At 40.6% G+C, this 24,290-nt stretch carries 28 protein-coding genes and 1 tRNA gene; 12 read left to right on the forward strand and 17 right to left on the reverse strand.

What is annotated here, in order from left to right; translation table 11 throughout:
* Window positions 1-5 precede the first annotated feature (5 nt).
* Window positions 6-1,205 carry a GAF domain-containing sensor histidine kinase gene (locus C2M33_RS06565; protein WP_063705643.1) on the reverse strand — a complete coding sequence of 400 codons (1,200 nt, stop codon included), beginning with the start codon at window positions 1,203-1,205 and terminating at the stop codon, window positions 6-8.
* A gap of 119 nt (window positions 1,206-1,324) precedes the next feature.
* A complete protein-coding gene (locus tag C2M33_RS06570) occupies window positions 1,325-2,335 on the reverse strand; it encodes a GlxA family transcriptional regulator (protein WP_105174050.1) in 1,011 nt (336 codons plus the stop codon).
* 127 nt (window positions 2,336-2,462) lie between these two features.
* Here C2M33_RS06570 and C2M33_RS06575 point away from each other — a divergent pair, with 127 nt between their 5' ends.
* Together C2M33_RS06575 and C2M33_RS06580 are read left to right on the forward strand one after the other, a co-directional pair.
* Window positions 2,463-4,361 (forward strand): beta-ketoacyl synthase, encoded by a 1,899-nt coding sequence (locus C2M33_RS06575; protein ID WP_105174051.1) that lies wholly within the window; start codon window positions 2,463-2,465, stop codon window positions 4,359-4,361.
* Between the two features lie 146 nt (window positions 4,362-4,507).
* Entirely contained in the window at window positions 4,508-5,539 is a 1,032-nt protein-coding gene (locus tag C2M33_RS06580) for an energy transducer TonB (protein WP_158685568.1), read from the forward strand.
* Between the two features lie 4 nt (window positions 5,540-5,543).
* Here the strand turns inward: C2M33_RS06580 and C2M33_RS06585 are convergent, their stop codons facing one another.
* The gene (locus tag C2M33_RS06585; RefSeq protein ID WP_054561617.1) at window positions 5,544-5,960 is read right to left on the reverse strand and encodes an MgtC/SapB family protein; all 417 of its coding nucleotides are present in this window, start codon (window positions 5,958-5,960) and stop codon (window positions 5,544-5,546) included.
* Between the two features lie 227 nt (window positions 5,961-6,187).
* On the opposite strand from C2M33_RS06585, the gene C2M33_RS06590 reads away from it, so the two are divergent.
* The 3 genes from C2M33_RS06590 (at window position 6,188) to C2M33_RS06600 (ending at window position 8,396) form a co-directional block, all read left to right on the forward strand.
* Window positions 6,188-7,681: a BCCT family transporter gene (locus C2M33_RS06590; protein WP_233999124.1), complete on the forward strand. Its 1,494-nt coding sequence runs from the start codon at window positions 6,188-6,190 to the stop codon at window positions 7,679-7,681.
* A 75-nt stretch (window positions 7,682-7,756) separates the two neighbouring features.
* Complete coding sequence (locus C2M33_RS06595) at window positions 7,757-8,098, forward strand: hypothetical protein (protein WP_063705631.1); 342 nt, start codon at window positions 7,757-7,759, stop codon at window positions 8,096-8,098.
* Window positions 8,088-8,396: a hypothetical protein gene (locus C2M33_RS06600; protein ID WP_105174054.1), complete on the forward strand. Its 309-nt coding sequence runs from the start codon at window positions 8,088-8,090 to the stop codon at window positions 8,394-8,396. The genes C2M33_RS06595 and C2M33_RS06600 overlap by 11 nt, the downstream gene beginning before the upstream one ends.
* 14 nt (window positions 8,397-8,410) lie before the next feature.
* On the opposite strand, the gene fghA is transcribed toward C2M33_RS06600, so the two are convergent.
* Window positions 8,411-9,247, reverse strand: a complete 837-nt coding sequence (gene fghA, locus C2M33_RS06605; protein WP_105174055.1) for an S-formylglutathione hydrolase — start codon at window positions 9,245-9,247, stop codon at window positions 8,411-8,413.
* A gap of 55 nt (window positions 9,248-9,302) precedes the next feature.
* Entirely contained in the window at window positions 9,303-10,424 is a 1,122-nt protein-coding gene (locus C2M33_RS06610; protein ID WP_063705626.1) for an S-(hydroxymethyl)glutathione dehydrogenase/class III alcohol dehydrogenase, read from the reverse strand.
* 110 nt (window positions 10,425-10,534) lie between these two features.
* Here C2M33_RS06610 and C2M33_RS06615 point away from each other — a divergent pair, with 110 nt between their 5' ends.
* The 6 genes from C2M33_RS06615 (at window position 10,535) to C2M33_RS06640 (ending at window position 15,748) form a co-directional block, all read left to right on the forward strand.
* Window positions 10,535-11,416: a LysR family transcriptional regulator gene (locus tag C2M33_RS06615; RefSeq protein ID WP_105174056.1), complete on the forward strand. Its 882-nt coding sequence runs from the start codon at window positions 10,535-10,537 to the stop codon at window positions 11,414-11,416.
* A gap of 89 nt (window positions 11,417-11,505) precedes the next feature.
* The gene (locus C2M33_RS06620) at window positions 11,506-12,723 is read left to right on the forward strand and encodes a lipoprotein-releasing ABC transporter permease subunit (RefSeq protein WP_105174057.1); all 1,218 of its coding nucleotides are present in this window, start codon (window positions 11,506-11,508) and stop codon (window positions 12,721-12,723) included.
* Window positions 12,716-13,414, forward strand: a complete 699-nt coding sequence (gene lolD / locus C2M33_RS06625; RefSeq protein WP_063705619.1) for a lipoprotein-releasing ABC transporter ATP-binding protein LolD — start codon at window positions 12,716-12,718, stop codon at window positions 13,412-13,414. Before C2M33_RS06620 ends, lolD begins: the two co-directional genes overlap by 8 nt.
* Window positions 13,404-14,648 carry a lipoprotein-releasing ABC transporter permease subunit gene (locus tag C2M33_RS06630; RefSeq protein WP_105174058.1) on the forward strand — a complete coding sequence of 415 codons (1,245 nt, stop codon included), beginning with the start codon at window positions 13,404-13,406 and terminating at the stop codon, window positions 14,646-14,648. Before lolD ends, C2M33_RS06630 begins: the two co-directional genes overlap by 11 nt.
* 9 nt (window positions 14,649-14,657) lie before the next feature.
* The gene (locus tag C2M33_RS06635; RefSeq protein WP_105174059.1) at window positions 14,658-15,188 is read left to right on the forward strand and encodes a DUF924 family protein; all 531 of its coding nucleotides are present in this window, start codon (window positions 14,658-14,660) and stop codon (window positions 15,186-15,188) included.
* A gap of 113 nt (window positions 15,189-15,301) precedes the next feature.
* The gene (locus C2M33_RS06640) at window positions 15,302-15,748 is read left to right on the forward strand and encodes a DUF4826 family protein (protein ID WP_063705612.1); all 447 of its coding nucleotides are present in this window, start codon (window positions 15,302-15,304) and stop codon (window positions 15,746-15,748) included.
* A 70-nt stretch (window positions 15,749-15,818) separates the two neighbouring features.
* Here the strand turns inward: C2M33_RS06640 and C2M33_RS06645 are convergent, their stop codons facing one another.
* The 12 genes from C2M33_RS06645 to C2M33_RS06700 form a co-directional block, all read right to left on the reverse strand.
* Window positions 15,819-16,277 (reverse strand): GNAT family N-acetyltransferase, encoded by a 459-nt coding sequence (locus C2M33_RS06645; RefSeq protein WP_063705610.1) that lies wholly within the window; start codon window positions 16,275-16,277, stop codon window positions 15,819-15,821.
* Between the two features lie 12 nt (window positions 16,278-16,289).
* Window positions 16,290-17,435, reverse strand: coding sequence for a cupin domain-containing protein (locus tag C2M33_RS06650; RefSeq protein ID WP_105174060.1), 1,146 nt, complete (start codon window positions 17,433-17,435; stop codon window positions 16,290-16,292).
* A gap of 73 nt (window positions 17,436-17,508) precedes the next feature.
* Complete coding sequence (gene purB, locus C2M33_RS06655; RefSeq protein WP_063705605.1) at window positions 17,509-18,879, reverse strand: adenylosuccinate lyase; 1,371 nt, start codon at window positions 18,877-18,879, stop codon at window positions 17,509-17,511.
* Window positions 18,880-18,912: 33 nt separating this feature from the next.
* Window positions 18,913-19,515 (reverse strand): high frequency lysogenization protein HflD, encoded by a 603-nt coding sequence (gene hflD, locus C2M33_RS06660; RefSeq protein WP_063705602.1) that lies wholly within the window; start codon window positions 19,513-19,515, stop codon window positions 18,913-18,915.
* Window positions 19,515-20,615, reverse strand: a complete 1,101-nt coding sequence (gene mnmA / locus C2M33_RS06665; RefSeq protein ID WP_105174348.1) for a tRNA 2-thiouridine(34) synthase MnmA — start codon at window positions 20,613-20,615, stop codon at window positions 19,515-19,517. Before mnmA ends, hflD begins: the two co-directional genes overlap by 1 nt.
* Window positions 20,616-20,702: 87 nt before the next feature.
* On the reverse strand, window positions 20,703-21,137 hold the full coding sequence (locus C2M33_RS06670; protein WP_063705600.1) for an NUDIX hydrolase: 435 nt from the start codon (window positions 21,135-21,137) through the stop codon (window positions 20,703-20,705).
* On the reverse strand, window positions 21,130-21,777 hold the full coding sequence (locus tag C2M33_RS06675; RefSeq protein ID WP_105174061.1) for an rRNA large subunit pseudouridine synthase E: 648 nt from the start codon (window positions 21,775-21,777) through the stop codon (window positions 21,130-21,132). Before C2M33_RS06675 ends, C2M33_RS06670 begins: the two co-directional genes overlap by 8 nt.
* Window positions 21,777-22,106 (reverse strand): sulfurtransferase TusE, encoded by a 330-nt coding sequence (gene tusE / locus C2M33_RS06680; protein WP_063705594.1) that lies wholly within the window; start codon window positions 22,104-22,106, stop codon window positions 21,777-21,779. Before tusE ends, C2M33_RS06675 begins: the two co-directional genes overlap by 1 nt.
* A 3-nt stretch (window positions 22,107-22,109) precedes the next feature.
* Window positions 22,110-22,376, reverse strand: a complete 267-nt coding sequence (gene tusB / locus C2M33_RS06685; RefSeq protein WP_105174062.1) for a sulfurtransferase complex subunit TusB — start codon at window positions 22,374-22,376, stop codon at window positions 22,110-22,112.
* Window positions 22,373-22,729 (reverse strand): sulfurtransferase complex subunit TusC, encoded by a 357-nt coding sequence (tusC, locus tag C2M33_RS06690; RefSeq protein ID WP_105174063.1) that lies wholly within the window; start codon window positions 22,727-22,729, stop codon window positions 22,373-22,375. The genes tusB and tusC overlap by 4 nt, the downstream gene beginning before the upstream one ends.
* The gene (tusD, locus tag C2M33_RS06695; RefSeq protein WP_063705587.1) at window positions 22,726-23,079 is read right to left on the reverse strand and encodes a sulfurtransferase complex subunit TusD; all 354 of its coding nucleotides are present in this window, start codon (window positions 23,077-23,079) and stop codon (window positions 22,726-22,728) included. The genes tusC and tusD overlap by 4 nt, the downstream gene beginning before the upstream one ends.
* 55 nt (window positions 23,080-23,134) lie before the next feature.
* Window positions 23,135-23,800, reverse strand: a complete 666-nt coding sequence (locus tag C2M33_RS06700; protein WP_063705584.1) for a Bax inhibitor-1/YccA family protein — start codon at window positions 23,798-23,800, stop codon at window positions 23,135-23,137.
* 258 nt (window positions 23,801-24,058) lie between these two features.
* Here C2M33_RS06700 and C2M33_RS06705 point away from each other — a divergent pair.
* Window positions 24,059-24,149, forward strand: a tRNA-Ser gene (locus C2M33_RS06705).
* Window positions 24,150-24,290: the final 141 nt, after the last annotated feature.

The raw sequence follows: 24,290 nt of genomic DNA on the forward strand, positions 1-24,290 counted from the left end.
AAAACTTACTTAGGCAAACTAATTAAAAAGTGTGCGCCGTTGTTACTTTCTTGAACACAGATTTCACCTTGTAGTTGTTGAGTAACTATCTTCTTCGCAATGCTGAGGCCAAGCCCAATACCTGATTGGTTGTTTTTACCTTTATAAAATGGGGTGAAAATGGAGTTTTGTTCACTTATGCTGATACCGGTGCCATTATCGGTGTAGTGAACTTTTAATACCTCATCAAAATCATATATATCAATTTCTATAGCAGGGTTTTCGATGTTGTTGAACGCATGCTCAATTGAGTTTTGCTGCAAAATAAAAAGTACTTGTTTTAGCAAGTCTATTTCAACTTCGAATTGGCTGTGAGGGTTTTGATAATTAATATCTAATTTGATACCACGATGTTTTATTTGTTCTTCTAAGTGTTTGTACAGTGACTCCGAAAGCTGAGCTAACGTCATGATTGTTTTACTTGATTGTGACTTGGTATAAAGCAAATCTTGTAAAATACGTATCTTGTAAGCACATGAAGTTAAGTTTCTGTCTAAGAGTTCATTGGTATTTATTAATGTTTCTAATGTGCTTTGTAAGGCTTGTTGGCTAAGGCGTTTTTTCACAAGCCGTGTTTGTGTTTCTTTGACAGCAAGTTGAGTGACATCAACTGCGGTAATGCAGTTACCAAGTGGCGTGTTGAGCTCGTGGGCAATCCCTCTAATTAGAGTAGCCAGTTCTGCAAATTGTTGTTGTTCAAACGCTTGCTTTTGTTGGTATAACAATTTGAGTTGCGTTTCAAAGCTTTGCTTTATGGTTTCGAGTAGTTTTATGACAGGCTCTGTGTATTCATGGGGTTTGCTATCAAGGATACAAATAGTGCCAAATGGTGTGGTGTCTCCAGCACATATTGGTAAACCTAAATAAGAAATCATATTAAGTTTGATATCTGGGTTTTCTTTCCAGTCCTCATCAATAAGAGCGTTGGGGATATTCAGTAAGTTCTGGGTTTTTAATACATGCTCACAGTAAAGACCTGAATCTTCTAACTCTTCATTATCACCAATTTCATAGGGGTTTGCTTGATTATCGTTTTTAGAAAAAACACTAATAATATTATTTTCTACCTTCATTACTAAGGCGACGGGTACATCGGCAAACAAGGCTAAAACTTCGAGCGTTTTATTCCAACTTTGCACTAATTCATCATAATCAAGCTGATACATTTTTTCTTACTCAAACAAATACCAATACAACTAACTAAAAGCTTAGTAATAATTTTTAATTCAGCAACTTAAATATGATTTATCTGACTTCGACTTAGAACATTTCTTGCTATTTAGAGTTAGCCAAATAGTTTTCGTCTAACGACTGTACGGTATTCACTGGGTGTTTGTGAGAGTACTTTCTTAAATACCCGAGTTAAATGGCCTTGGTCGTTATAACCTACTTCTAGGGCAACTTCTTGAATTGATAAATTTGAAGACGCTAATAACTCTTTTGCGGTTTGTACTCGAAGCTGTTGCCAATACTCAACAGGAGTTTGGCTGGTGGCTTGACGAAAGCGGCGCGTAAAGGTGCGGTAGCTTAAACTAAATTGCGCCGCAATTTCTTGCAGGGTCAGTTCGGAGGTTAAATTGTTTTTTAGCCAAAATTGAATTTGTGCAATGAGCTCATCTGGGTGTTTATCGACAGCACCTTCAAGGTAGCGCTGCTCTTCATAGGGTTTACGAATTTCATGGGAGAAATTGCGCTCAACATGTTGTGCAGCTTCTCGCCCGTAATATTGACTAATAATATGCACAATAACATCGGCAAGGGCATTTAAACTCGCAACCGTATACATGCGCTCAGATTGCGTGATGAAAAAGTCAGGCTTAAGCTGCACTTTAGGGTAGTCACGTTTAAATTGCTCTGCGTAATGCCAGTGAGTGGTAGCAGGGTGGCCATCCAATAACCCTGCTTCGGCAACTAAACAATTACCTGTTCCAACACCAATGATATGGCTGCCTTGCTGCCAAGATTCACCGAGCCAGTTCACCAAACTTTGCTGTTTGCTCACCACAGGACGCGGGTTTCGCCAAATCCCAGGCACAATAATCAAGTCACTAACAGGCGCTGTGACGGTTTCGCAATCGGGCATAATTGAAAGCCCAGCACGATTAGGGATCGCTTTTAGACTACTTGCCACTAAATTGATGTTTAGAGGTTTAAATTCGTTCTGCTGACGATGGCTTTTTGCAAAGGCCTCACCAGCTCTGAGCATTTCGATAGGCAAGGTTAAACTGGTTATTAGTAAATGGGGATAAACCAAAATACTAATTTCAATGGCTTTTACGTGTTGAAGTTTCGTCACTCAAATTGCTCCGACCAGTTGTTTTTGGCCTATTGTGCAGGTTATTTGGCTATTTAAGCATAAAGCAGGTTAATTAATCCATTTAAACTTGGCTTAATTCTCATAACACGTTTTCTCAAGGTTTTTTATGACAGCATTACCCGTTATTGTCGGTATGGGTGGTATTAATGCCGCAGGCCGCACTTCTTTTCATCAAGGTTATCGTCGTATCGTGTTAGACAGCTTGGACGCTAAAGCCCGTCAGGAGACATTTTTAGGCTTAGCGACATTAATGAACTTAGTTACTCTTACTGAAGGTGTACTCAAAGATGTTGACGGCAATAGCATTGCTGAATCAGACATCGAAGCTAAGTTCGGTGAACAAATTTTAGCTGGCACACTTATTCGTAAAATTGAAAAAAATCACTTCGATGTGGATGCAACGCCATGGCAGCAAAAAATGACGTTAACAGCGTCAGATGAGCAGCAGATTGTTTTTGAAACGCGCCGCCGTGATTTACCAACCCCAGTACCAAGTGCTTGGCAGGTTGAAGAGTTAAGCGATAAAAAAGTGAAAGTCACAATTACTGCTGATCTTGCTATTAAACATGACAGTACCCGTGATAATCCAATTAAAGCAGCAGGCCAATTACCAACAGGTTTTGAACCTTCGGCTATGTATAACAGCCGTTATCAACCAAGAGGCCTGCAAGCGACTATCTTTGCCGCAACCGATGCAATTCGTTCGACAGGTCTGCCATGGCAGCAGGTAATGAATAGCGTTGAGCCTGATCAAATTGGCACTTATTCAGCTTCTGTTGCGGGTCAAGTTGATGATGAAGGATTTGGTGGACTGATTCGTGCACGTCAGCAGGGCGACCGTGTGAGCACAAAACAACTGGCACTTGGCTTAAACACCATGTCGACTGACTTTATCAATGCCTATGTAACAGGTAATGTGGGCACAACCTTTACTACATCAGGGGCATGTGCCACGTTTTTATATAACTTACGTGCAGCAGTAAACGATATTCAAGCGGGTCGTACTCGAGTGGCTATTGTTGCGTCTGTTGAGTGTGCTATTACACCTGAAATCGTTGAAGGCTTTGGCAATATGAGCGCACTTGCGAATGAAGAGGGCTTAAAGCGTCTTGATAATTCTGATGTGGTTGATCATCGCCGTACCAGCCGTCCATTTGGTGAAAACTGTGGTTTTACAATTGGTGAAGGTGCACAGGTTGCTATTTTAATGGATGATGCATTGGCATTAGAGTTAGGTGCAGATGTGTTAGGCAGTGTTGCAGATGTGTTCGTTAATGCCGATGGTATTAAAAAATCAATTACAGCACCAGGCCCTGGTAACTACATTACGATGGCAAAATCTGTTGCACTAGCCAGCAGTATTGTTGGTCAAGAGGCGGTACAAAAGCGTAGCTTTATTTTGGCACACGGCTCAAGTACACCGCAAAACCGCGTAACAGAATCACTGATCTATCATAAAGTGGCAGAGACATTTGCAATTGATAATTGGAAGGTTGCTGCGCCTAAAGCGTATGTTGGCCATACCATTGCGCCTGCCAGTGGTGATCAATTGGCTATGGCATTAGGTGTATTTAGTCACAACATTATGCCGGGTATTACGACAATCGATAAAGTAGCAGATGATGTGTACAGCCAACATTTAGATATTCGTACAGAACATTATCAATGTGATGCAATGGACATTGCATTCATTAACTCCAAAGGGTTTGGCGGTAACAATGCTACAGCGACTGTGTTATCACCGGCAATTACATTGAAGATGCTCGCAAAGCGGCATGGTGATGAGGTTATGGCGCAATATCAAGACCGTCACACTCAGGTAGCCCAAGCGCAAGCTGACTACCAACATCAGGCTGATTTAGGTCATTATGAACTTATTTATCGCTTTGGTGATGGCTTAATTGACGAAAATGACATTGAAATTAGTGAAGATTCAATGACAATTCCAGGTTTTGATAAAAAAGTTTTATTATCAAAATCAAACCCTTATCAGGATATGTTTTAAGATCAAGGCATGTTTAAGCACATTCTTGATTGCAAGGCGCTTTTAAAGCGCCTTTTTTAGTGCTATAAATGTTCCTATCAAAGGGAATTGGAGCAATTACTCATGATTAAATTAACTAACTCGCTGTACTTTGTTCACTTATCGCATTGCCTACTCAGGCTTTAGCTAGAGATGTCAATGACTTAGGCGTTGATGTTCAAGCTGCTACCTCTGCCTATATCGTTAAAAATACAAACCCCCGTTATCCCGGTAGTTACAATGGCTCTCGCTTAGAAGGCTGGGCATTAATGTCTTATGTGGTTGATACGCAAGGTAAGGCAAAAGACATTGAAGTGATCATGGCATCAGATACTCGGGGTAGTGAAGAAAATGCAGAGAAATACTTAACCAACTTAGAGTTTGCACCTGCCACAAAAGAAGGCAAAACCGTAGAAGGGGGTTACCTGTTTTCATTTGAAGTAGGTAAGTATTTTAATGGTTACTCAAATGACAAAGCGAGCCGTGGTTTTATTAATGAATACGATGAAATCAATAAAATGCTGCAAGCAAAAGAGTTTAATAAAGCTGAGCAAGCATTGGCTGAGTTATACAAAGATCACACTAAAAACACCTCTGAACAGGCATTATTTGCATGGCTGAAAAGCCAATATTATTATCATCAACAGCAATGGTTTGGCTTTGATGAGCAGTTGTCTGTAGCCTATTTACTGCGAGCTAAGTTACCAACAGATATACAATATCTAGTCGCTAAAAGTGCTTTACAATGGTACAGCTTCAAGGGCGATTTTAATCTTGCTTACAATGCTATTTATGCGTTAGATAATATCGAGGGTAAACAGTTTTCAGAAGAAAATAAACTTGCCACTATCAAGCAAATTGATGACCTATTGGCGCGAACACCGCAGATTAATTCACAAATCAATGTTTCAAAAGATAAGCTGTCATATTTATCTTTGTCTCGCGGTTCTATCAAAATAGAAGGCGCGAGCGATGTTTCTAAATTACAGATCCGCTGTGCAGATCAAGTCATTGACCTTGAAGCAAGTGAATCGGTTAACTATGTCATTGATGAGCAAAGCAGACGTTGCGGTTTATTAGTTAAATCTGCAAGCCCTGCTGAGATTAAAGTTAAACAAACTGGCTATGCCATAGTTAACTCAAAATATGACGCGAGTTAATTGTTTACTTTAAGCGCTTAACATATCTTAGCGTTACGAAATTAATCAACGCCATTAAAAAGGCGATTTCGTAACGACTAAATGCCACAGCAATGCCGATGAGTCCCATGTTCCAAATACTGGCTGCTGTGGCTGTTCCATAGGTAGAGTTTTTGTTCTTCAAAATGGCACCACCGCCAATAAAACCAATACCCGTGATAATCCCTTCAAGTACTTTTGATTCTGCCTCTGAACTTGTTAAAACAGACATGCCGACTAATGCATAACCACATGATGCAACAGCGACTAATGGAAATGTTCGTAGACCTGCACCATTACTGGTTTTTTCTCGATCAAAAGCCATTGGAAGGGCAAGTAAATAGGCAATACCTAGATGAATTAAATTATCGAGGATTTCATACCAATCAATATTAAAGTCCATGCTTTGTTCCTTGCTATAAAGATTATGATAGCTTTGCAATATCAATACCCGATCAACAAATTAAATAAAATCAGGAAACTAGGGACATGTAGCCGGGTTTTAAAAAGTGGGGCTTGCTATAATTTGCGATTTTTACGCAGTGCTATGTCATTTTTTCAGCCTTTTGGCTGTTTGAATTTCAGCCATGCTAACAGTATGCTAAACACGCTGACAAAATAGGCTTCACATTGAAACATTCCATCTCCTCTCTTGAAAAAACCGCGCTTGCACTGTGTATGTTTGGTGCACTGATTGCTGTGATTTTGCCTGATGTTATCACTGAGCAAGTTCAGCCGTTTGTACAAATGCTGTTAAAATGGACTGGTAGTAGCTTTTTCTTATTGGTGAATTTTTTATTGTTTGCCATCATTATTTTAGCCATTAGCCCACTCGGTAGCCGTAAAGTAGGTGGTGAGCAGGCTGTTGTTGAGTATTCAAACTTTGGCTGGTTTGCCATGTTGTTTGCAGCAGGAATGGGCTCTGGCTTGGTTTTTTGGGGCGTAGCAGAGCCTGCGTTACATTCTCTTGACCCACCACTTAAACAAAGCTTATACCCAGACCGACTAGCCAGTAGTCTCGCTTTAACCTTGGTTAATTGGGGCGCCCATGCATGGGCACTTTATGCGGTGTTTGCGTTAGTGCTTGGTGGATTAACGCAATACAGTGGTAAGTCAGGTGATATTTGTGCACCTGTTTTAACTGCACTTGGTAATCAGATAGATAAGTCTGCAAAATTTACAGTGTCATTTGTTGTGAAATTAATTGCGGTAATCGCTATTTTTTTTGGTGTCGTCGGCACCATAGCAAACTCGACTTTACTGATCAGTAAAGGTGTAGAAATCGAGTTGGGGGTTACTTCAACATTATTAGTGGGTTCATTAATCGTTTGTTTGTTAGCCGTTATTTATTCGCTGTCGGTTAAATTTGGATTACGACGCGGGGTACAGTCACTGAGTATATTCAATGTGGTCTTGGCCTTTGCTTTACTAACCTGGTTATTAACTGTTGTGCCGATTGCGCCCATTATTAAAATTGCATTAGATGGAACTGGGTACTATTTACAGTTACTTGCAACCGGCACTTGGCAATTTGATAGCCAATTAAAAACGCCTGATTGGGCCATTCATTGGACATATAACTATTACTTTTGGTGGTTAGCGTGGGGGCCATTTGTTGGTGTGTTCCTGGCTAAAATTAGTCAGGGGCGCAAGGTTTGGCAATTTATTTTGGCGGTTGTGTGTATTCCAACTTTAGTCACTATTGTTTGGTTTTCGGCCTTTTCTGGCGCAGCAATTGAATGGGATAGACTCAATCAAGCGGGCATTTTAGTCGCAATAAAACAGGATTATAGCCAAGGCTTGTTTGTATTTTTTAATCAATTAGACTGGCAAGGAACCGTGTTTATTTGGTTAAGCTTATTACTACTGTTGATATTTGTTGCCACTTCCGCAGACTCTGCGATTTTAGTCATAAGAGAGCTGGTTGGCTCTGAGCAAAATAACCGTGTGACACTCTACGCATGGTGTTTAGCATTATTCATATGCAGCTTTGCATTATTACTGTTACAAGATGAGCCGTTAAATCGTAGCGTCGCAATTTTAGGCGCTTTGCCTTTTTTATTAATATTCCTTTTACAATTAGTCGGATTTCTAAAAGAGTTTATTCGCGATATTTGTGATTAATCTACAGTTTTTTACAGTTAAATTACGCGTTTGTTATTATGCTTACAAAATAAGCTTAAGTGTATTGGAGGACCGATGCTTAAATCTCTGTATCTTATACTTTCTGTTAGTTTGCTCAGTGGCTGTACTGCAATCGGCCTAGTTGCTGATGGTATTGGTGGGCGCGCTAGCCAAGCACAGCCTGCAAGTGCCTATGCAGATAAAAAAGATAACGACCGAGTCAACTATGGTATGACCATGACAATGTTAGGTTATGAAATCGACAAAGCGATTATTGAAGGCTTAGAGAATAGCAGCAAAGATAAGGATGTTGAGCTTAAATGTCGTCAAATTAGTCGCGCAGTAAAAGAATGTGTTGAGGTTAAAGCTGAGCCGAAAAAAAGGCCCACATTAATGGATAGTTTTAATGATGAGTAACAGTCTAAAACTTGTCACTTTCTTATTTAGTTACCAATTAGTTGGATGTACAGTGGCAGGGTCATTAGTCGATGGCTATGCAAAAAACTCACAACCAACAAATCTTGCAACCACAAATGCAAATCAAACTAACAGAACTGTAACCGATGCCGACGGCTTTTCATTTGCAAAGTTAGGCTTTGAAATTGATAGCGCTGTTATTGGTTTACTCAAACCAGAAGAACAACAACCACAGTTAGTTTGTAGGCAAATCACACGCAGTATTAAAGAGTGTGAGGAAGCTAAGTCCTCACACTAAAAATGAGATATTAATCACAGATATTTTTGATGGAACATTAGGTGTTCATCAATAAAGCTGCTGATAAAGAAGTAACTATGATCATAACCCGCGTGCATGTTAATTTCGGCTGGGTAATCTTTCTCGTTTACGACAGCAAATAAGTGCTCAGTTTTGAGTTGCTCAGCTAAGAAATTATCAGCCTCACCTTGATCAATACGCATGGGTAAATAATCTTCAGCGACGGCTTTTTTCATTAATTCACAGCTGTCGTATTCAAGCCAACTTGCTTTATCACTACCAAGGTAATTGCTAAATGCTTTTTCACCCCAAGGGCAATTAATCGGGTTCACAATCGGGCTAAAAGCACTGGCGCTGACGTATTGTTTAGGGTTTTTAAGTGCAATCATCAGTGCGCCGTGACCACCCATAGAGTGACCCGCAATGGCTTTTTTAGACGTCACAGGGAAGTGTGCTTCGATAAGTGCAGGTAACTCAGAAACCACATAGTCGTACATGTTGTAGTGAACATTGTAAGGCGCTTGAGTCGCATTGACATAAAAGCCAGCACCTTGACCAAAATCGTAATTTTCATCGTCAGGCACATTTTCACCGCGCGGGCTAGTGTCTGGAGCAACAATCGCAATACCCAGTTCAGCCGCTTTTTTAAATGCCCCGGCTTTTTGCATAAAGTTTTCATCAGTACAGGTTAAACCTGACAACCAATACATGACGGGTACTTTATTGGTTTCGCTGGCACCAGGTGGTAAAAATATTGCAAAGCGCATAGCACAATGTGTGCTGCTAGCTTGGTGGGTATATTGTTTATGCCAGCCACCACTGACTTTTGTTGAGCTTATGTTTTCTAGCATAACCACATCCTTGAAACAAAGGCGCTAGGTTGATACCTAGCGCCAAATTAAAAGATTAATAATGAATTACAGAGCGGATACTCTTACCTTCGTGCATTAAGTCGAAAGCTTCATTGATATCTTCAAGTTTCATGGTGTGCGTAATGAAATCATTTAACGCAAACTCACCATTCATATAGCGCTCAACAATCTCTGGTAATTCAGAGCGACCTTTAACGCCACCAAATGCACTACCGCGCCATACACGACCCGTAACTAGTTGGAATGGACGAGTAGAGATCTCTTGGCCTGCACCTGCAACACCAATGATTACCGATTCACCCCAACCTTTGTGACAACACTCAAGAGCAGAGCGCATTACATTAACGTTACCGATACATTCAAATGAGAAATCAACACCGCCATCAGTCATCTCAACGATAACTTCTTGAATTGGTTTGTCGAAGTCATTTGGATTGATTAAATCAGTTGCGCCTAATTTAGTAGCAAGATCAAATTTACTGGTGTTGATATCAACACCAATGATACGGCTTGCACCCGCCATTTTCGCACCGATAATCGCTGATAAACCGATACCGCCTAAGCCAAAAATAGCGACTGTATCGCCTTTTTGAACTTTTGCTGTTTTAGTAACAGCACCCATACCGGTTGTTACACCACAACCAAGTAAACAAATTTCTTCAAGCGGCGCTTCTTTACTTACTTTAGCAAGTGAAATCTCTGGTAATACAGTGTACTCAGAGAACGTAGAGCAACCCATGTAGTGATAAATTGGCTGGCCATCTTTATAGAAACGCGTTGTGCCATCTGGCATTAAACCTTTACCTTGCGTTTCACGTACCGCAGAGCATAAGTTTGTTTTACCCGATTTACACATCTTACACTCGCCACATTCAGCAGTGTAAAGAGGAATAACATGATCGCCTACTTCAACGTGCGTTACGCCTTCACCGATGGCTTCAACGATACCGCCACCTTCATGGCCAAGGATTGCTGGGAAAATACCTTCAGGGTCTTCACCAGATAAAGTAAATGCATCTGTGTGACAAACACCGGTAGCAACAATCTTTACAAGCACTTCGCCTTTTTTAGGCATCATTACATCCACTTCTTCAATTGATAGTGGTTGATTTGGACCCCAAGCGATAGCCGCTTTTGATTTAATAAAATCAGTCATAACGTTCCCTTATAGTTGTTGGAAGTAAGTATTAAACTTAGTCTATTTTATTTGTTTCTCAATGAATGATAATCTCCGTTTTATTAAAACACTTTTACACTATGGTAATAATGAATCGTTGGCACGGAATTGATGAGTTTTTAGCGGTAGCAGAGACGGGCAGTTTTACAAAAGCAAGTAAACTACTGGGTATGTCAGTGGCGCATGTAAGCCGGTATGTGAGTCAATTGGAAGAGCGATTAAACACACAGCTGCTAACCCGAACGACGCGTAAAGTTGTGCTAACACAAGAGGGTCAAGTGTTTGCGCATCAAACAAAACAATTACAGCATGCTATGGATGATGCCACGGCACTACTTGCAGAGCAGCAACTGACACCTAAAGGCAGTATAAAATTAACGGCTCCTGTGATGTACGGTGAAAGCTATATCATGCCGGCAGTGCACTCGTTTATGCAAAAGCACCCAGATATTGAAGTGATCAGTCATTTAAGTAATGAGCAAGTTAATTTACTCGAAGAAGGGTATGACTTAGCAATTCGACTTGGCCACTTAAAAGATTCAACATTAAAAGCACGCCGTATTAGCCAGCGCAGACTCGTTATATGCTGTAGCCCTGAATATATTAATAATTTTGGTCAACCACACAGCGTCAGTGAATTACATCAACATCATTGCCTTATCGGTAATAACAGTTATTGGCGGGTAAAAGAGCAGGGCCAAGATAAGCACATTAAAGTGGCTGGTCGCTTAGCCTGTAATAGTGGTTGGGCATTGGTTGATGCTGCAATAAAAGGGTTAGGCATCGTGCAATTACCGGATTACTATGTAAATGAACACCTAGCCAATGGCCGTTTGACAGCCGTACTTTCGAATGTTGCACCTGAACCTGAAGGAGTATGGGGGGTATACCCGCCAAGGCAATTTATATCAACCAATGTAAAAGCATTGCTAGACCATTTAGTAGCTAGTGTTCAAGTATCAGATTTATAATTATTTTTTACAATTTCACGCATCCCATGCTGGCTAAATGTATGCTAACATGGGCGCATATTTAGCCCTTGGAATACCTACAACTCATTATGTTTCAACCTGTTAGCCTTTTTATAGGGCTGAGATATAGTCGCTCCTCAAAGGGTAATGCCTTTATCTCATTCATCTCATTTTTTTCTATTGCGGGCATTGCTATTGGCTTAATGGCCTTGTTTACAGTTAGTTCGGTAATGAATGGCTTTGAGAATAACCTTAAAACCAACATGCTCGGTTTAATTCCTCATATTGAAGTATCAGCTGAGGGTAATTCGAAAGAAACCATGTTGCAGTTAAAGCAGCAACTAGAAAATTCTCAAGATATTAAACAAGTTAACCTGTATCGTCATGGTGAAGCCATTTTACAAACTAACCAAGATTTGCATGGTGTGTTGTTACAAGGGCTCTATGATGAAGGAAGCTCCCTTTATAACGTAAAAGATAAAATTGTTGCCGGTAATTGGTCCTTGGTAATGGACAGCAATTACTACATTGCAATTAGCCGCTATTTGAGCCGCAAATTGGGTATTTCGCTTGGGGATAAAGTACGGGTGATCATGCCTAATGCCAGTACGTACACCCCTCTTGGTCGAGTACCGAGTCAGCGCTTGTTTACCGTTGCTGCACTGTATGAAACACAATCAGAAATTGATATGTCATTGGCATTTACCAGTGGCTATTCGTTAGGCCGGGTTTTAAAGCTACCAAAATCATCTGCGCCAAATTTGAGTGTGTCGCTATATGAACCTTTTGCCGTTGAACAAGTATTGCACTCTCAGTTAGCTATATTAAATGATTACGCTGTTACTGATTGGCGAGCTAGCCAAGGGACTCTATTTGCTGCTGTGGCAATGGAAAAGCGCATTATGTCGATGTTACTTGGCTTAATCGTGCTCGTTGCGGTGTTTAATATCGTGTCAGCATTAACCATGATGGTCAGTGAAAAACAAAGTGAAGTCGCTATTTTACAAACACTGGGTTTAACTCCGTTACAAGTACAGCATGTGTTTATGATCCAAGGCTTATACAACGGTCTAATTGGTACCAGCATTGGTGCGTTACTTGGCGTGCTATTAAGTAGCAACATTAATGAATTATTGAATATGTTAGGCATCAATTTATTAGCCGGTGTGAGTTTACCCGTTAAGTTTGATGTGATGAGTTTGAGTTTAATTGCCGCAGGGAGTATTGCAATGAGCTTTTTAGCTACCTTGTATCCTGCCAGAAAAGCTGCAAAAGTGAATCCAGCAGAGGTATTACGTTATGAGTGATTTAGTTATCAATTGTCAGCAGCTTAACAAAGTATATCAAGATGGTGATAACGAAGTTGCTGTTTTAAAAGGGGTTGATTTAGCGCTTCAACAAGGTGAGATGTTAGCCGTTGTTGGTAGCTCAGGCTCCGGTAAAAGTACCTTATTGCACATATTAGGCACCTTGGATAATGCAAGCTCAGGTAAAGTTGAAATTAAAGGTCAGCAAGTTGCTAAATTAAACCGTAAACAACAAGCCAGTTTCCGAAATGAAAATTTGGGCTTCATTTATCAATTTCATCATTTATTAATGGAATTTACTGCCATCGAAAATGTTGCAATGCCATTATTAATTAAAGGCTTAAACGCAAAAGCAGCAACCGAAAAAGCCCGTAACATGCTAGATAAAGTAGGGCTATCTCATCGTAGCGAACATAAACCATCGGCGTTGTCAGGTGGTGAGAGGCAGCGGGTTGCAATAGCACGTGCATTAGTAACCGAACCTGCTTTAGTGCTAGCCGATGAACCTACGGGTAACCTAGATAAACAAAACGCTATTAAGATTTACGATTTAATCAAAGAGCTAAATACCAGCTTAAAAACCAGCTTTGTTGTGGTAACCCATGATTTAGAGCTTGCAGATAAACTAGGCAAAATTGCCTATTTAGATGATGGTAAGCTTGCTATTAAAGAGTCTCAGCATGTTGCTTAGTGCCTTTATTTCAAAACGATTTCGTGCCCATAGTGGCCAAAAAGACGGACAAAACGGGTTTGTTAGCTTCATCGCTAAAGCATCGACAATCGGCATACTTTTGGGAGTCGCCGTGTTAATTGTTGCCCTTTCAGTGATCAATGGCTTTGAGCAGCAATTAGTACATCGACTTTTATCGGTAGTTCCGCAGGTTGAATATGTTGCCCCTAACAAACCAATCAATAACTGGCAGTCAAAAGTTGCTTTATTGCGTTCTCAAGAAGGTGTTACAGGTGCTGCGCCATTTATTAGTGTTAACGGCATGGCACAATATAAAAGCGAGCTAAAAGCGGTTGAAGTGCGTGGTGTTAGCCCCGAATTTGAAAACCAAGTGTCGGCATTAAACCAATTCACAGAAGGGCGTTTAGTTAGTCAGTTACAACAAGAAGATGTACTGTTAGGGCAGCAAATAGTCAACCGATTAGGTCTTAAGATTGGCGACCCAGTTACCTTATTAATTCCCCAGATAAACCAGCAAAGTAACACTTTACTGGCACCAAAGCGGGTGAGCTTGAATCTTGCGGGTATTATAAAAATGGGCGGCCCAATTGATGAAACGGCGGCTTTCATTCGCCTTGATAAAGCGCAAAGTGTGCTGAGTTTCGATGAAAACCAAGTAACCGGATTACGATTACAAGTAGAAGATGTATTTGCAGCCCATCAAACAGCGATGCGCGTGGGGCAAGTTATACCAGATTATGTCTATGTCTCGAGTTGGTTTAGAACGCAGGGTAGCTTATATCAAGATATTCAAATGGTTCGCACCATTGTGTATATCGTGGTGTTTTTAATAATTGCCGTAGCGAGTTTTAATATCGTTTCTTCATTAGTGATGGAAGTACGTGAAAAACAAGCAAATATTGCGATTTTAAAAACCATGGGCGCACAAGATAGCACCATTTTAGCAACCTTCGTAATGCAAGGTTTTACACAAGCTTTAATTGGTGTGATCTTAGGCACTATTATCGGCGTAATGCTTGCGTTAAACATCAGTGAACTATTCACTTGGGCAAGTAACTTATTTGGCGATAACCCGTTACAAGGTGTTTATTTTATAGAGTTTTTACCCAGTAAATTAGTTTGGCAAGATATCGTTATCACGGTGATTGTTACATTTGTTCTCGCTATTTTGGCAACCTTATATCCTGCGTGGCAAGCCACTAGGGTAGATCCGGCAAAAGTACTGGGTAATTAAGGAGAGTTTATGAATAAGCAAAGGATTATCGATTTTTGGTTTAATGAATTGGGCCCAGAAGCTTGGTATCAACAATCTAATGACATTGATGCATTAATTACACGTGAGTTTTCAGAGTGTCTTTTGCAGGTTATCGCTGGAGAGCATGCTGACTGGCGACTTGATGCACAAGGCTCTTTAGCTGAAATTATAGTGTTAGATCAATTCTCACGGAATATTTATCGAAACACTGCACAGGCTTTTAGCCAAGATCCACAAGCCCTAAGCTTAGCGCAAAGAGCAATTGAACTTGGCTTTGATAAAAAATTACCTAGCTCTCAAGCGGCGTTTATTTATATGCCGTTTATGCACAGTGAATCGAGAGTCATTCATCAACATGCTGAACAATTGTTTAAAGGCATGAGTAATTATGAATTTGAACTAAAGCATAAAGTGATTATTGATAGGTTTGGTCGTTACCCACACCGAAACGCGATTTTAGGCCGTGAATCAACCCCCGAAGAGCTACAATTTTTAACTGAGCCTAACTCTTCTTTCTGATTTGAATGAATAGTAGGCAAGTAATTTAAAATGCTCTTTGATAGCCCGTAAACACTTGCACGGCGCCATTTTAAACCTTAAAGTGTCATAAATGTTGTAAAAGAGTAACCACCATGGAACAAAAACAAGCAAGACCATTAACACCAGAAGAACAAGCCGAAGCGCAAAAACAAAGTGTTATTTGGCAAAGAGAATGTTTCCAAAATGCACAAAAGCATTTAGCAGAAAAAGGCGTTATTCCGCAAACTGTTGTAGAAAAAGAAAGCCGTTTTATTGCGCCTTTAGTAGCTATTTGGAAGTTTAGAGCACAAAACGGTAAAAGCTATTGGGTGATCACCGGTCGTTTACCAACCGATCATGCTGAAGCTGGTGCAGCTAGCAACGCGCGTGAAGTATTACGTTATTTCTCGATGCAATGGCAATTGAAAGCTGATCAGCTGATGCAGTCAGGTGCGGTAGATAAAACCAAAGTTGATTTCGCAAATCTACTCATCAATCGTGCTCATGGCTTATATGAACTTTTTGAAAAAGACGAAATGTGGCAAAACGAGCCAGCATAACTCAATTTGCGTAATTTCTATTAAAAAAGCTGAATAATGTTATTCAGCTTTTTTATTGATGCCAATTCGCTTAATGCACTAAAGTGAACGGCCTTGTATCAAATTGCTTGATAGGGCACAGCATTCGTTGTCTTGGAATACCGGCTTCCATAAATACTAAGCCATCTGCTGAAAAGCCATTACGTTTAAATCGATCAACTTCATTCAAAATACAATTAATACTGACACAGTCGCAGCCTTGTTTTTCTGCCATATTGACTAAGTATGTCAGTAATGATTTGTAAACTGAGCGATTGCGATGCTCAGGTAAAACGGCAATACGGCCAATGAGGCCATCACTACATAAACGCCCGGTTGCAACCGGGCATTTACACTCATCTGTAACGAGTACGTGGTGTGCTGTTTTATCTAGGTGATCAAACTCTATGTGTTTAGGGATATGTAATTCGCATACAAATACCCGTTCTCGGATTTGCTGTAAGAGTTCCTTGTCGATACTCCATTCAACTTCATCTATATGATAGCCCATAAACACACGCTCCTAACAAAACCAAATACCCTCATTTAAAAGTGTAGTAAAGGTTTTCAAGAAAATGTGATTATTTTTTGAACTATTTATGTCAGCTGTGGTCAGCCAAGTTTGATCAGTGAGCTTGGTTATCAATTCAAGCTCATCTAAATCATGCATGTAGTTAACGCCATTAATACTTAAAAGTATCTTATCGTCAATAACTTGGTAGATAGCTCGGGTACCGCCTAAACGCTCAAAAACAACCTCGTCATCATTGAGTAACTTGATTACATCATCTAATGAATAAGGGTCTTCTAGCGGGGCTAAATCCATTTCATGCTTTGGCTGGCTCATACTGTTACCAAGCCAAGTCTTGAATACTGCGTCATCATTAATCGCAGCAATCATAAGCTGCTTTACTTTTTCAGCTTCAGCTTGGCTAAGTTCACCTTTAGAAGTACGTAACTTAAGCTCTGCATCACCATATCGTTGATTGCCAAGCTCAGTATCAATGAGGTGATCGGCAAATTGAGAGAGTAAATCGCGTTGATTTGGTGCTCTAAAACCTACAGAGTAATTAAGCGCATTTTCAACGGCATAGCCTTCATGCGGACAACCAGGTGGGATATACAAAATATCACCCGGCTCTAATACACAATCGATCACGGCAGGAAATTGCTCAACTTGTAAGAGGCTTTTATTTTGTGCGAATTGTTTTAAGTTCGCATCAGGTAAACCAACGCGCCAATGGCGTTTACCTTCACCTTGAATAATAAATACATCGTATTGATCTAAATGCGGTCCCACGCCACCACCCGGCGTAGAGTAGCTGATCATCAAGTCATCGATACGCCAGTTTGGAATAAAACGAAATGGCTCCAGTAATTGCGCAGCATCGTTATGCCAATGGTCAACGGCTTGTACGAGTAGTGTTGCGTGCTTTTCAGTTAGCAAACTAAAGTCTTCAAATGGGCCATGGTATGCTTGCCAATCATCTGAGTGATTGGTGACAATACGAGATTCAATACTTTCTTCCATGGCAAGGCCGGCAAGCTCTTCAGGCTCAATAGGATCAGAAAAATCCTTAAAGCCTTGCTTAATAAGTAATGGTTTTTTTTGCCAGTACTCGGCTAAAAACTGCTCTTGGGTTAATGAGTTTATAGTTAATTGATACATAACATGACCTAAACGAAGTGGTATAAAAAAAGCGAAAGGAAGGCCTTTCGCTTTTTAAAATCTTAGTTTGAATTTAAGCTAAGTTGTCGATGAACTCAACAGCACGACCGATGTAATTAGCCGGTGTTAATTTTTTCATTTCTACTTTTGCTTCTTCAGGTAACTCAAGACCATCGATGAAATCAGCCATGATTTCTTGGTTTACACGTTTACCACGCGTAAGGTCTTTAAGTTTTTCATATGGCTTTTCGATACCATATTTACGCATTACCGTTTGGATAGGCTCTGCTAATAATTCCCAGTTTTGATCTAGCTCTTCGAGTAAACGCGCTTCGTTTACTTCAAGCTTGCTAACACCTTTTAATGTCGCTTGGTAAGCGATAAGTGTGTAGCCCATACCAACACCCAGGTTACGTAACACTGTTGAGTCAGTTAAGTCACGTTGCCAGCGAGATACAGGTAGCTTCTGCGCAAGGTGTGCAAAAATTGCGTTCGCAATACCTAAGTTACCTTCAGAGTTTTCAAAATCAATCGGGTTTACTTTGTGAGGCATGGTTGAAGAACCAATTTCACCTGCAATTGTTTTTTGCTTGAAGTGGTTAAGCGCAATGTAGCCCCAAACGTCACGGTCAAAATCAAGCAATACAGTGTTGAAACGTGCAATCGCATCGAATAACTCAGCAATGTAATCGTGTGGCTCGATTTGTGTTGTGAACGGATTAAATGTTAAACCAAGGCTTGTTACGAATTGTTCAGCGTGGCTGTGCCAATCGTAATCTGGGTATGCACTTAGGTGAGCATTGTAGTTACCTACAGCACCATTGATTTTACCTAACATTTCTACGTTAGCAATTTGGTCACGTTGACGCTTTAAGCGCATGTATACGTTAGCAAATTCTTTACCCATTGTAGAAGGAGTAGCAGGTTGACCGTGGGTACGCGTCATCATCGCAACTGACTTGTACTCAACCGCTTTTTCTTTTAATGCATTTAGAAGTTGGTCACAGTATGGAAGTAAAACTTTGTCACGCGCTTCTGTTAGCATTAAACCGTGAGATAGGTTATTAATGTCTTCTGAAGTACATGCAAAGTGAATAAATTCGTTTACTGCGTTAAGCTCTGCGTTGTCTGCTACTTTTTCTTTAAGTAGGTATTCAACGGCTTTTACGTCATGGTTAGTTGTGCGCTCGATTTCTTTAACGCGTGCTGCATCCGCTTCGCTAAAGTTATCAACAATGGCATTAAGTAAAGCATTAGCCTCGTCGCTAAATGCCGGTACTTCTGCGATTGCGCTTGCTGCAGACAAAGCTTGTAACCAACGAACTTCAACAGTTACACGGTATTTGATTAAACCAAATTCGCTGAAAATGCTGCGTAGTTCCGTGGTCTTGCTGCCATAGCGACCATCTACCGGAGAGATAGCGGTTAACGCTGAAAGCTCCATAATGACTCCTAAATTGTCTAGTTTGAACGATAATTAAATTGATTGTTTAGCAATGGCGAGGATTTTTCTTTTTGCAAAGAAAAAGTGACGGCGTTTACCGCCCATTTGTCGCCATAACACGGCACTACGAATTCCGGCCAATAATAGGGCGCGGATTTTGTTTTGCGTGAGCTGCTGTTTTAATAACTCTGGCTTGCCGTACACTTGAATACGATGCCCAAGGGGGCTTAGCACCGATGAGTAAATATCAGCAAGCGCTGCTACAACAGTATCATCTGTTATAGCAAAATGGTCGAGGCGACGTTTAACATCATCAATGCGACGACCTAATTCATTTAAACTGTTTTGTTTTGAGCTTAATGCACGCTCTAATTGCATTAAACCACCTACATACTTTACGATTTCGACGTCTTTGTCTGCGCCGGCTGAAAGCTGTGCAATCAAAATGCGATAGCCTTCTCGTAAATTATGCTTACCTTGATACACTTCTTCAGGGCTATTTGGTGATGTTTCGACAATACAGTTTAGTAATTTCTCTAATTCGTGATCACTGCCTTGGCCATATTGCGCAACTTTTTGTACTTGTTTAGCAACTTGACACATGGCAGCTAAAGCCATGACTTGGTGCTCTGTCATTACTTGATCACCGAATCAATAATACCGCCACCTAAACAGACTTCGTCAGCGTAAAATACGGCTGATTGGCCCGGTGTAACCGCTTTTTGTGGCTCATCAAATAGTACGCGTGCCATACCATCTTCACCAACGAGTAAAGTACAGCTGATATCTTCTTGGCGATAACGAGTTTTAACAGTACAGCGTGTAGTCCCTTTAGGGCCTTCACGGTCAACCCAGTGTAGCTGGTTTGCATTTAAGCCATTACTGTATAGGCGAGGGTGGTCTTTACCTTGACCAACGACTAACACGTTACGTTCAACGTCTTTATCTACAACGTACCAAGGTTCACCTGAGCCTTCTTTCATGCCGCCAATTAACAGGCCTTTACGTTGACCAAGCGTGTGGTACATCAAGCCTTCGTGCTCGCCCACTTCATTGCCATCGGTATCTTCAATTTTACCAGGCTGTGCTGGTAAGAATTTTTGTAAGAAATCTTTAAATTTACGCTCACCGATAAAACAAATACCGGTACTGTCTTTCTTATCATGCGTAATTAAGTCTTGCTCTTCAGCGATGCGGCGTACTTCAGGTTTAGCAATATCACCAACAGGGAAAAGTGTTTGCGCAATATGCTCATGGCTTAGCGTGTATAAGAAATAGCTTTGATCTTTGTTGTCATCAAGGCCACGACACATTACAAATTTATCACCGCGTTGTTCGCGGCGTACATAGTGACCTGTAGCAATATAATCAGCACCCAGTGCCTGTGCTGCAAACTCTAAGAATGCTTTGAATTTGATTTCTTTATTACACATGATGTCTGGGTTTGGTGTGCGGCCTGCTTTGTACTCTGCTAAAAAGTACTCAAACACGTTGTCCCAGTATTCGGCTGCAAAATTTACAGTGTGAAGCTCAATACCTAGCTTGTCGCACACTGCTTGTGCGTCTTTTAGGTCTTCAGCTGCAGCGCAATATTCATCATTATCATCTTCTTCCCAGTTTTTCATGAACAGGCCTTCAACTTGATAGCCTTGCTGCTTTAATAAATACGCTGATACTGAAGAATCAACACCGCCGGACATGCCCACGATGACTTTAATGTGGCTATTTTCGCTCATAATATTCGCTGTCATTTTTTAACTGCTATGGAAAGGCCGATATTATAGCATGCTTTTAGACGCCCAAACCAGCCAAAATCACAGCGGTTATTGGTAAATCAAACTAAGTGGGTAGGCTTTACCAGCTAAATGATCTTCAATGCATTTTAAAACCAAAGGGCTTCTCAGCGGCATGCTTTTAATTTGTTCAAGGCTAAACCAATCTGCACTTAAAATGTCATTATCTTGGGGTGATGTTTCAACGGGCTCTGGGCAATTAAAAGCAAAGCTAAAACGCATATAGTGGACACCATTCGCGGCATGCAAATTATAAATGCCTACAAGGTGACTGGCATGAAGGCTAATACCTGTTTCTTCAATAAGTTCGCGATGAGCTGCTTCAGCTAAGGTTTCATTGGCTTCCAAATGGCCGGCAGGCTGGTTGTAGCAAATCTCACCTGTGTGTTTATCGCGCTCTTTAACAAGTAAAAATTTGTCTTGGCTCGTGACAATAGCAGCTACTGTGACATTGGGTTTATGCATCTGGGTTGTTCACTACGTTAAATTGACCATTCTCTAAGCCATCAAGGGTATAGTTACCAATACTGTAACGAATCAATCGTAAAGTAGGGAAGCCAACATGTGCTGTCATGCGGCGAACTTGGCGATTACGCCCTTCGGTGATAGAGATTTCTAACCAGCTAGTTGGAATGTTTTTACGCTCGCGAACGGGTGGGGTACGAGGCCAAACTGATGGCTCGTCAATACGTTTAACCTTGGCTGGCTTGGTCATGCCATCTTTAAGCGTTACGCCTTTGTTAAGCGCAAAGATAGCCTCATCACTGACATCACCTTCTACTTGCACCCAATAAGTTTTAGCTGTTTTTTTATTGGGTTCAGTGAGGGTGTGTTGCAACTTTCCACAGTTAGTAAGTAGCAAAAGTCCTTCACTATCTCTGTCTAGGCGTCCTGCTGCATACACGTCTTTAATAGTGATATAGTCTGCCAACGTCTTGCGGTTTTGATCATCGGTGAATTGGCAAAGCACATCAAATGGTTTGTTAAATAGCACCACTTTGCGCTGCTCAGGGCTAATTGCTTTTTTAAATTCACGTTTTTGTGTTGGTCTTGAATAAGTGCGACCGCTACTGCGACGTGGTTTGCTATTGGTTTTATTAACCATTAAATGCACCTAGCAGGTTTAGGTAAACCAGCAATTTTAGTCGCTTGCTTAGCGGGGCCCTTAGGAAACAGTTTGTATAAATACATACTATTACCTTTTTCTTCACCTAGCTTTTGGGCCATGGCTTTGACCAGCATGCGAATAGCGGGGCTGGTGTTGTACTCTACGTAAAAATCACGTACGAAATGGACAACTTCCCAGTGCTGTTCACTTAAGGTAATGTTCTCTTGTTCAGCAATAATAGGTGCGAGCTCTTCACTCCAATCATTTGAATCAAGTAAATAGCCTTGTTTGTCTGTTTCAATCTGTTTGTTATTAAATTCAAGCATGGTTTACCAAGTAATCGTGTTCTTTGCGTTTAAAGTCAATTCTACAAATTGCCTGTAGTCTAAGGCTGATTCATTATGACTAAGTGAAATATCGCGCGCTTCTGCATCTTCTTTCAGTAAAAAAAGTGCAGAAGAAAACTGTTTAAATTGTCTGCTGTTATAACATGCGTCACTGACAAGTAGCACAGAATCTTGAGCAGTAATCAAATTAGCGAGCATATTGTTGCAGTAATGCGATAAGGGTTTTGAAAAAATATGCAAGGTACTCATAGTGTAACCACCTGATGTTGCTGTGCAATCAACGCTCGCTGTTGTTCAAAGTTAGCTACTTTGACATCAATCATTAACGTGTCTTTTGTTAAGTTAAAATCCATTAACGACTTTTCACATACATAAATGTTTTCTACATCGTATAACTCAAGGGTTTTAATGGTTTTAAAATAGTTTTTAATACCAAGTAATTCTGGCTGTTGATTTTTTTTCAAAGCCAAAACAGCTTCACCACTCAGAAGCCAGCTAATATTCTGTTCGATAGCGGCAAAAATCAGTGTGGTATCGAGTGATTCACGAATATGCTGATCATCAAATGGGCCATGTTGACTTATTACTAAAATGTTTTTCATTTAAATTGCACCCATTTATCTGCTTCACTGACAAGCATCGCAAATTCAGCGAGTCCAGCGACGGTAAACACACCTGTATTAGCGGTATCTAAGCCACGCTTTTCAGCGGCCGTTACACATAGCAGTAGGGGAATGTTTTGCTCACTTAACGACTGCCACAAGCGATTAATTGGTAGCTCGTCACTGGCAAGTTCTAAATGGTTACTTGCGTGGTAAACACCTGCTTGATAAAGAAAAATAGCTGCAATCGAGTGACCAGAATCAAGACAAGCCTGTGCAAATTTAATCAGCCGTTGAGTAGTGTCGTGATCGGTCGGTGCGGTATGAAGAGAAAGTACAAATTGTGCCAAAACGCATCCAATAAAAAAGCCCCTAGAAAGGGGCTATTTTAGCAGAACTATTTAATTAGTCATCACTTGCACCAAGTAGGTGTAGAAGTGAAGTGAATAAGTTATAAATGTTCAGGTATAAAGCAACCGTTGCACGGATGTAATTGGTTTCGCCGCCGTTAATAATACGGCTTGTGTCGAATAAGATGAAACCAGACATAATTAGTACAACAGCGGCGTTGATAACCATAAAGGTAACTGAGCTGCCGATAAATAAGTTAACTAGGCTTGCAATAATAACCACGATTAAACCAACAGTTAAAAAGCCGCCCATAAATGAGAAGTCTTTTTTAGTGGTAAGCGCATAAGCCGACAAACCAAAGAAAATTAACGCGGTAGAACCTAACGCTTGCATAATAAGGAATGGGCCATTTGGCATTGCTGCGTAGTAGTTAAGCATTGGACCAAGCCCTGCGCCCATCAAACCTGTGAAAACAAATACCCAAGCAACACCTGACGCACTGTCGGCCTTTTTATTAACAACAAAAAGTACGCCGAATGCAATCAAGCTGAATACTAACCCCATAAAATAAGGTAGATTCATTACCATAGAGATACCGGCAGTGACTGCACTAAAAGCAAGTGTCATTGCGAGTAAAAAATAGGTGTTTTTTAAAACTTTATTGGTTTCAATAGTCGACATTACTGGTCTAGCAGTATTGTACGATTGATTAAACGCCATTGTTAGAGCTCCTTTAAATGAACTTATACGTTCGTTAGTTCCAATTGTTAAACTGAACTAAGCCTATCAAGAGTTATATATTTGGGCAAACTATTGTGGATCAATAGACAGGATAAATAATTGAAAAGTTCAAATCGATTATATTTTGACTTTAATTGTGTTAATGCTGAACGATTTAGTTGTTTTTTAATCACTTAAACAGTTTTTTGAAAAAAAAGCTTCACAAGCACGGCCGCTTTATCTATTATGCACGCCGTCGGAGAGATGGCAGAGTGGTCGAATGCACCGGTCTTGAAAACCGGCAGGGGTTTGTAGCCCCTCTAGGGTTCAAATCCCTATCTCTCCACCATTATTGAAGCCGCTGAATTTATTCAGCGGCTTTTTTGTTTCTAGCGCTTTTTCTTCAGCCTGCAAATTACGACTATTGTCGATATTTCGCATTTCAACTAGTTAGTCCATGCTTATTACTTCTCGTATTATCTTTGTGAAA

The organism is Pseudoalteromonas sp. T1lg122 (genome assembly GCF_002964825.1).
Taxonomy (GTDB): domain Bacteria; phylum Pseudomonadota; class Gammaproteobacteria; order Enterobacterales; family Alteromonadaceae; genus Pseudoalteromonas; species Pseudoalteromonas gelatinilytica.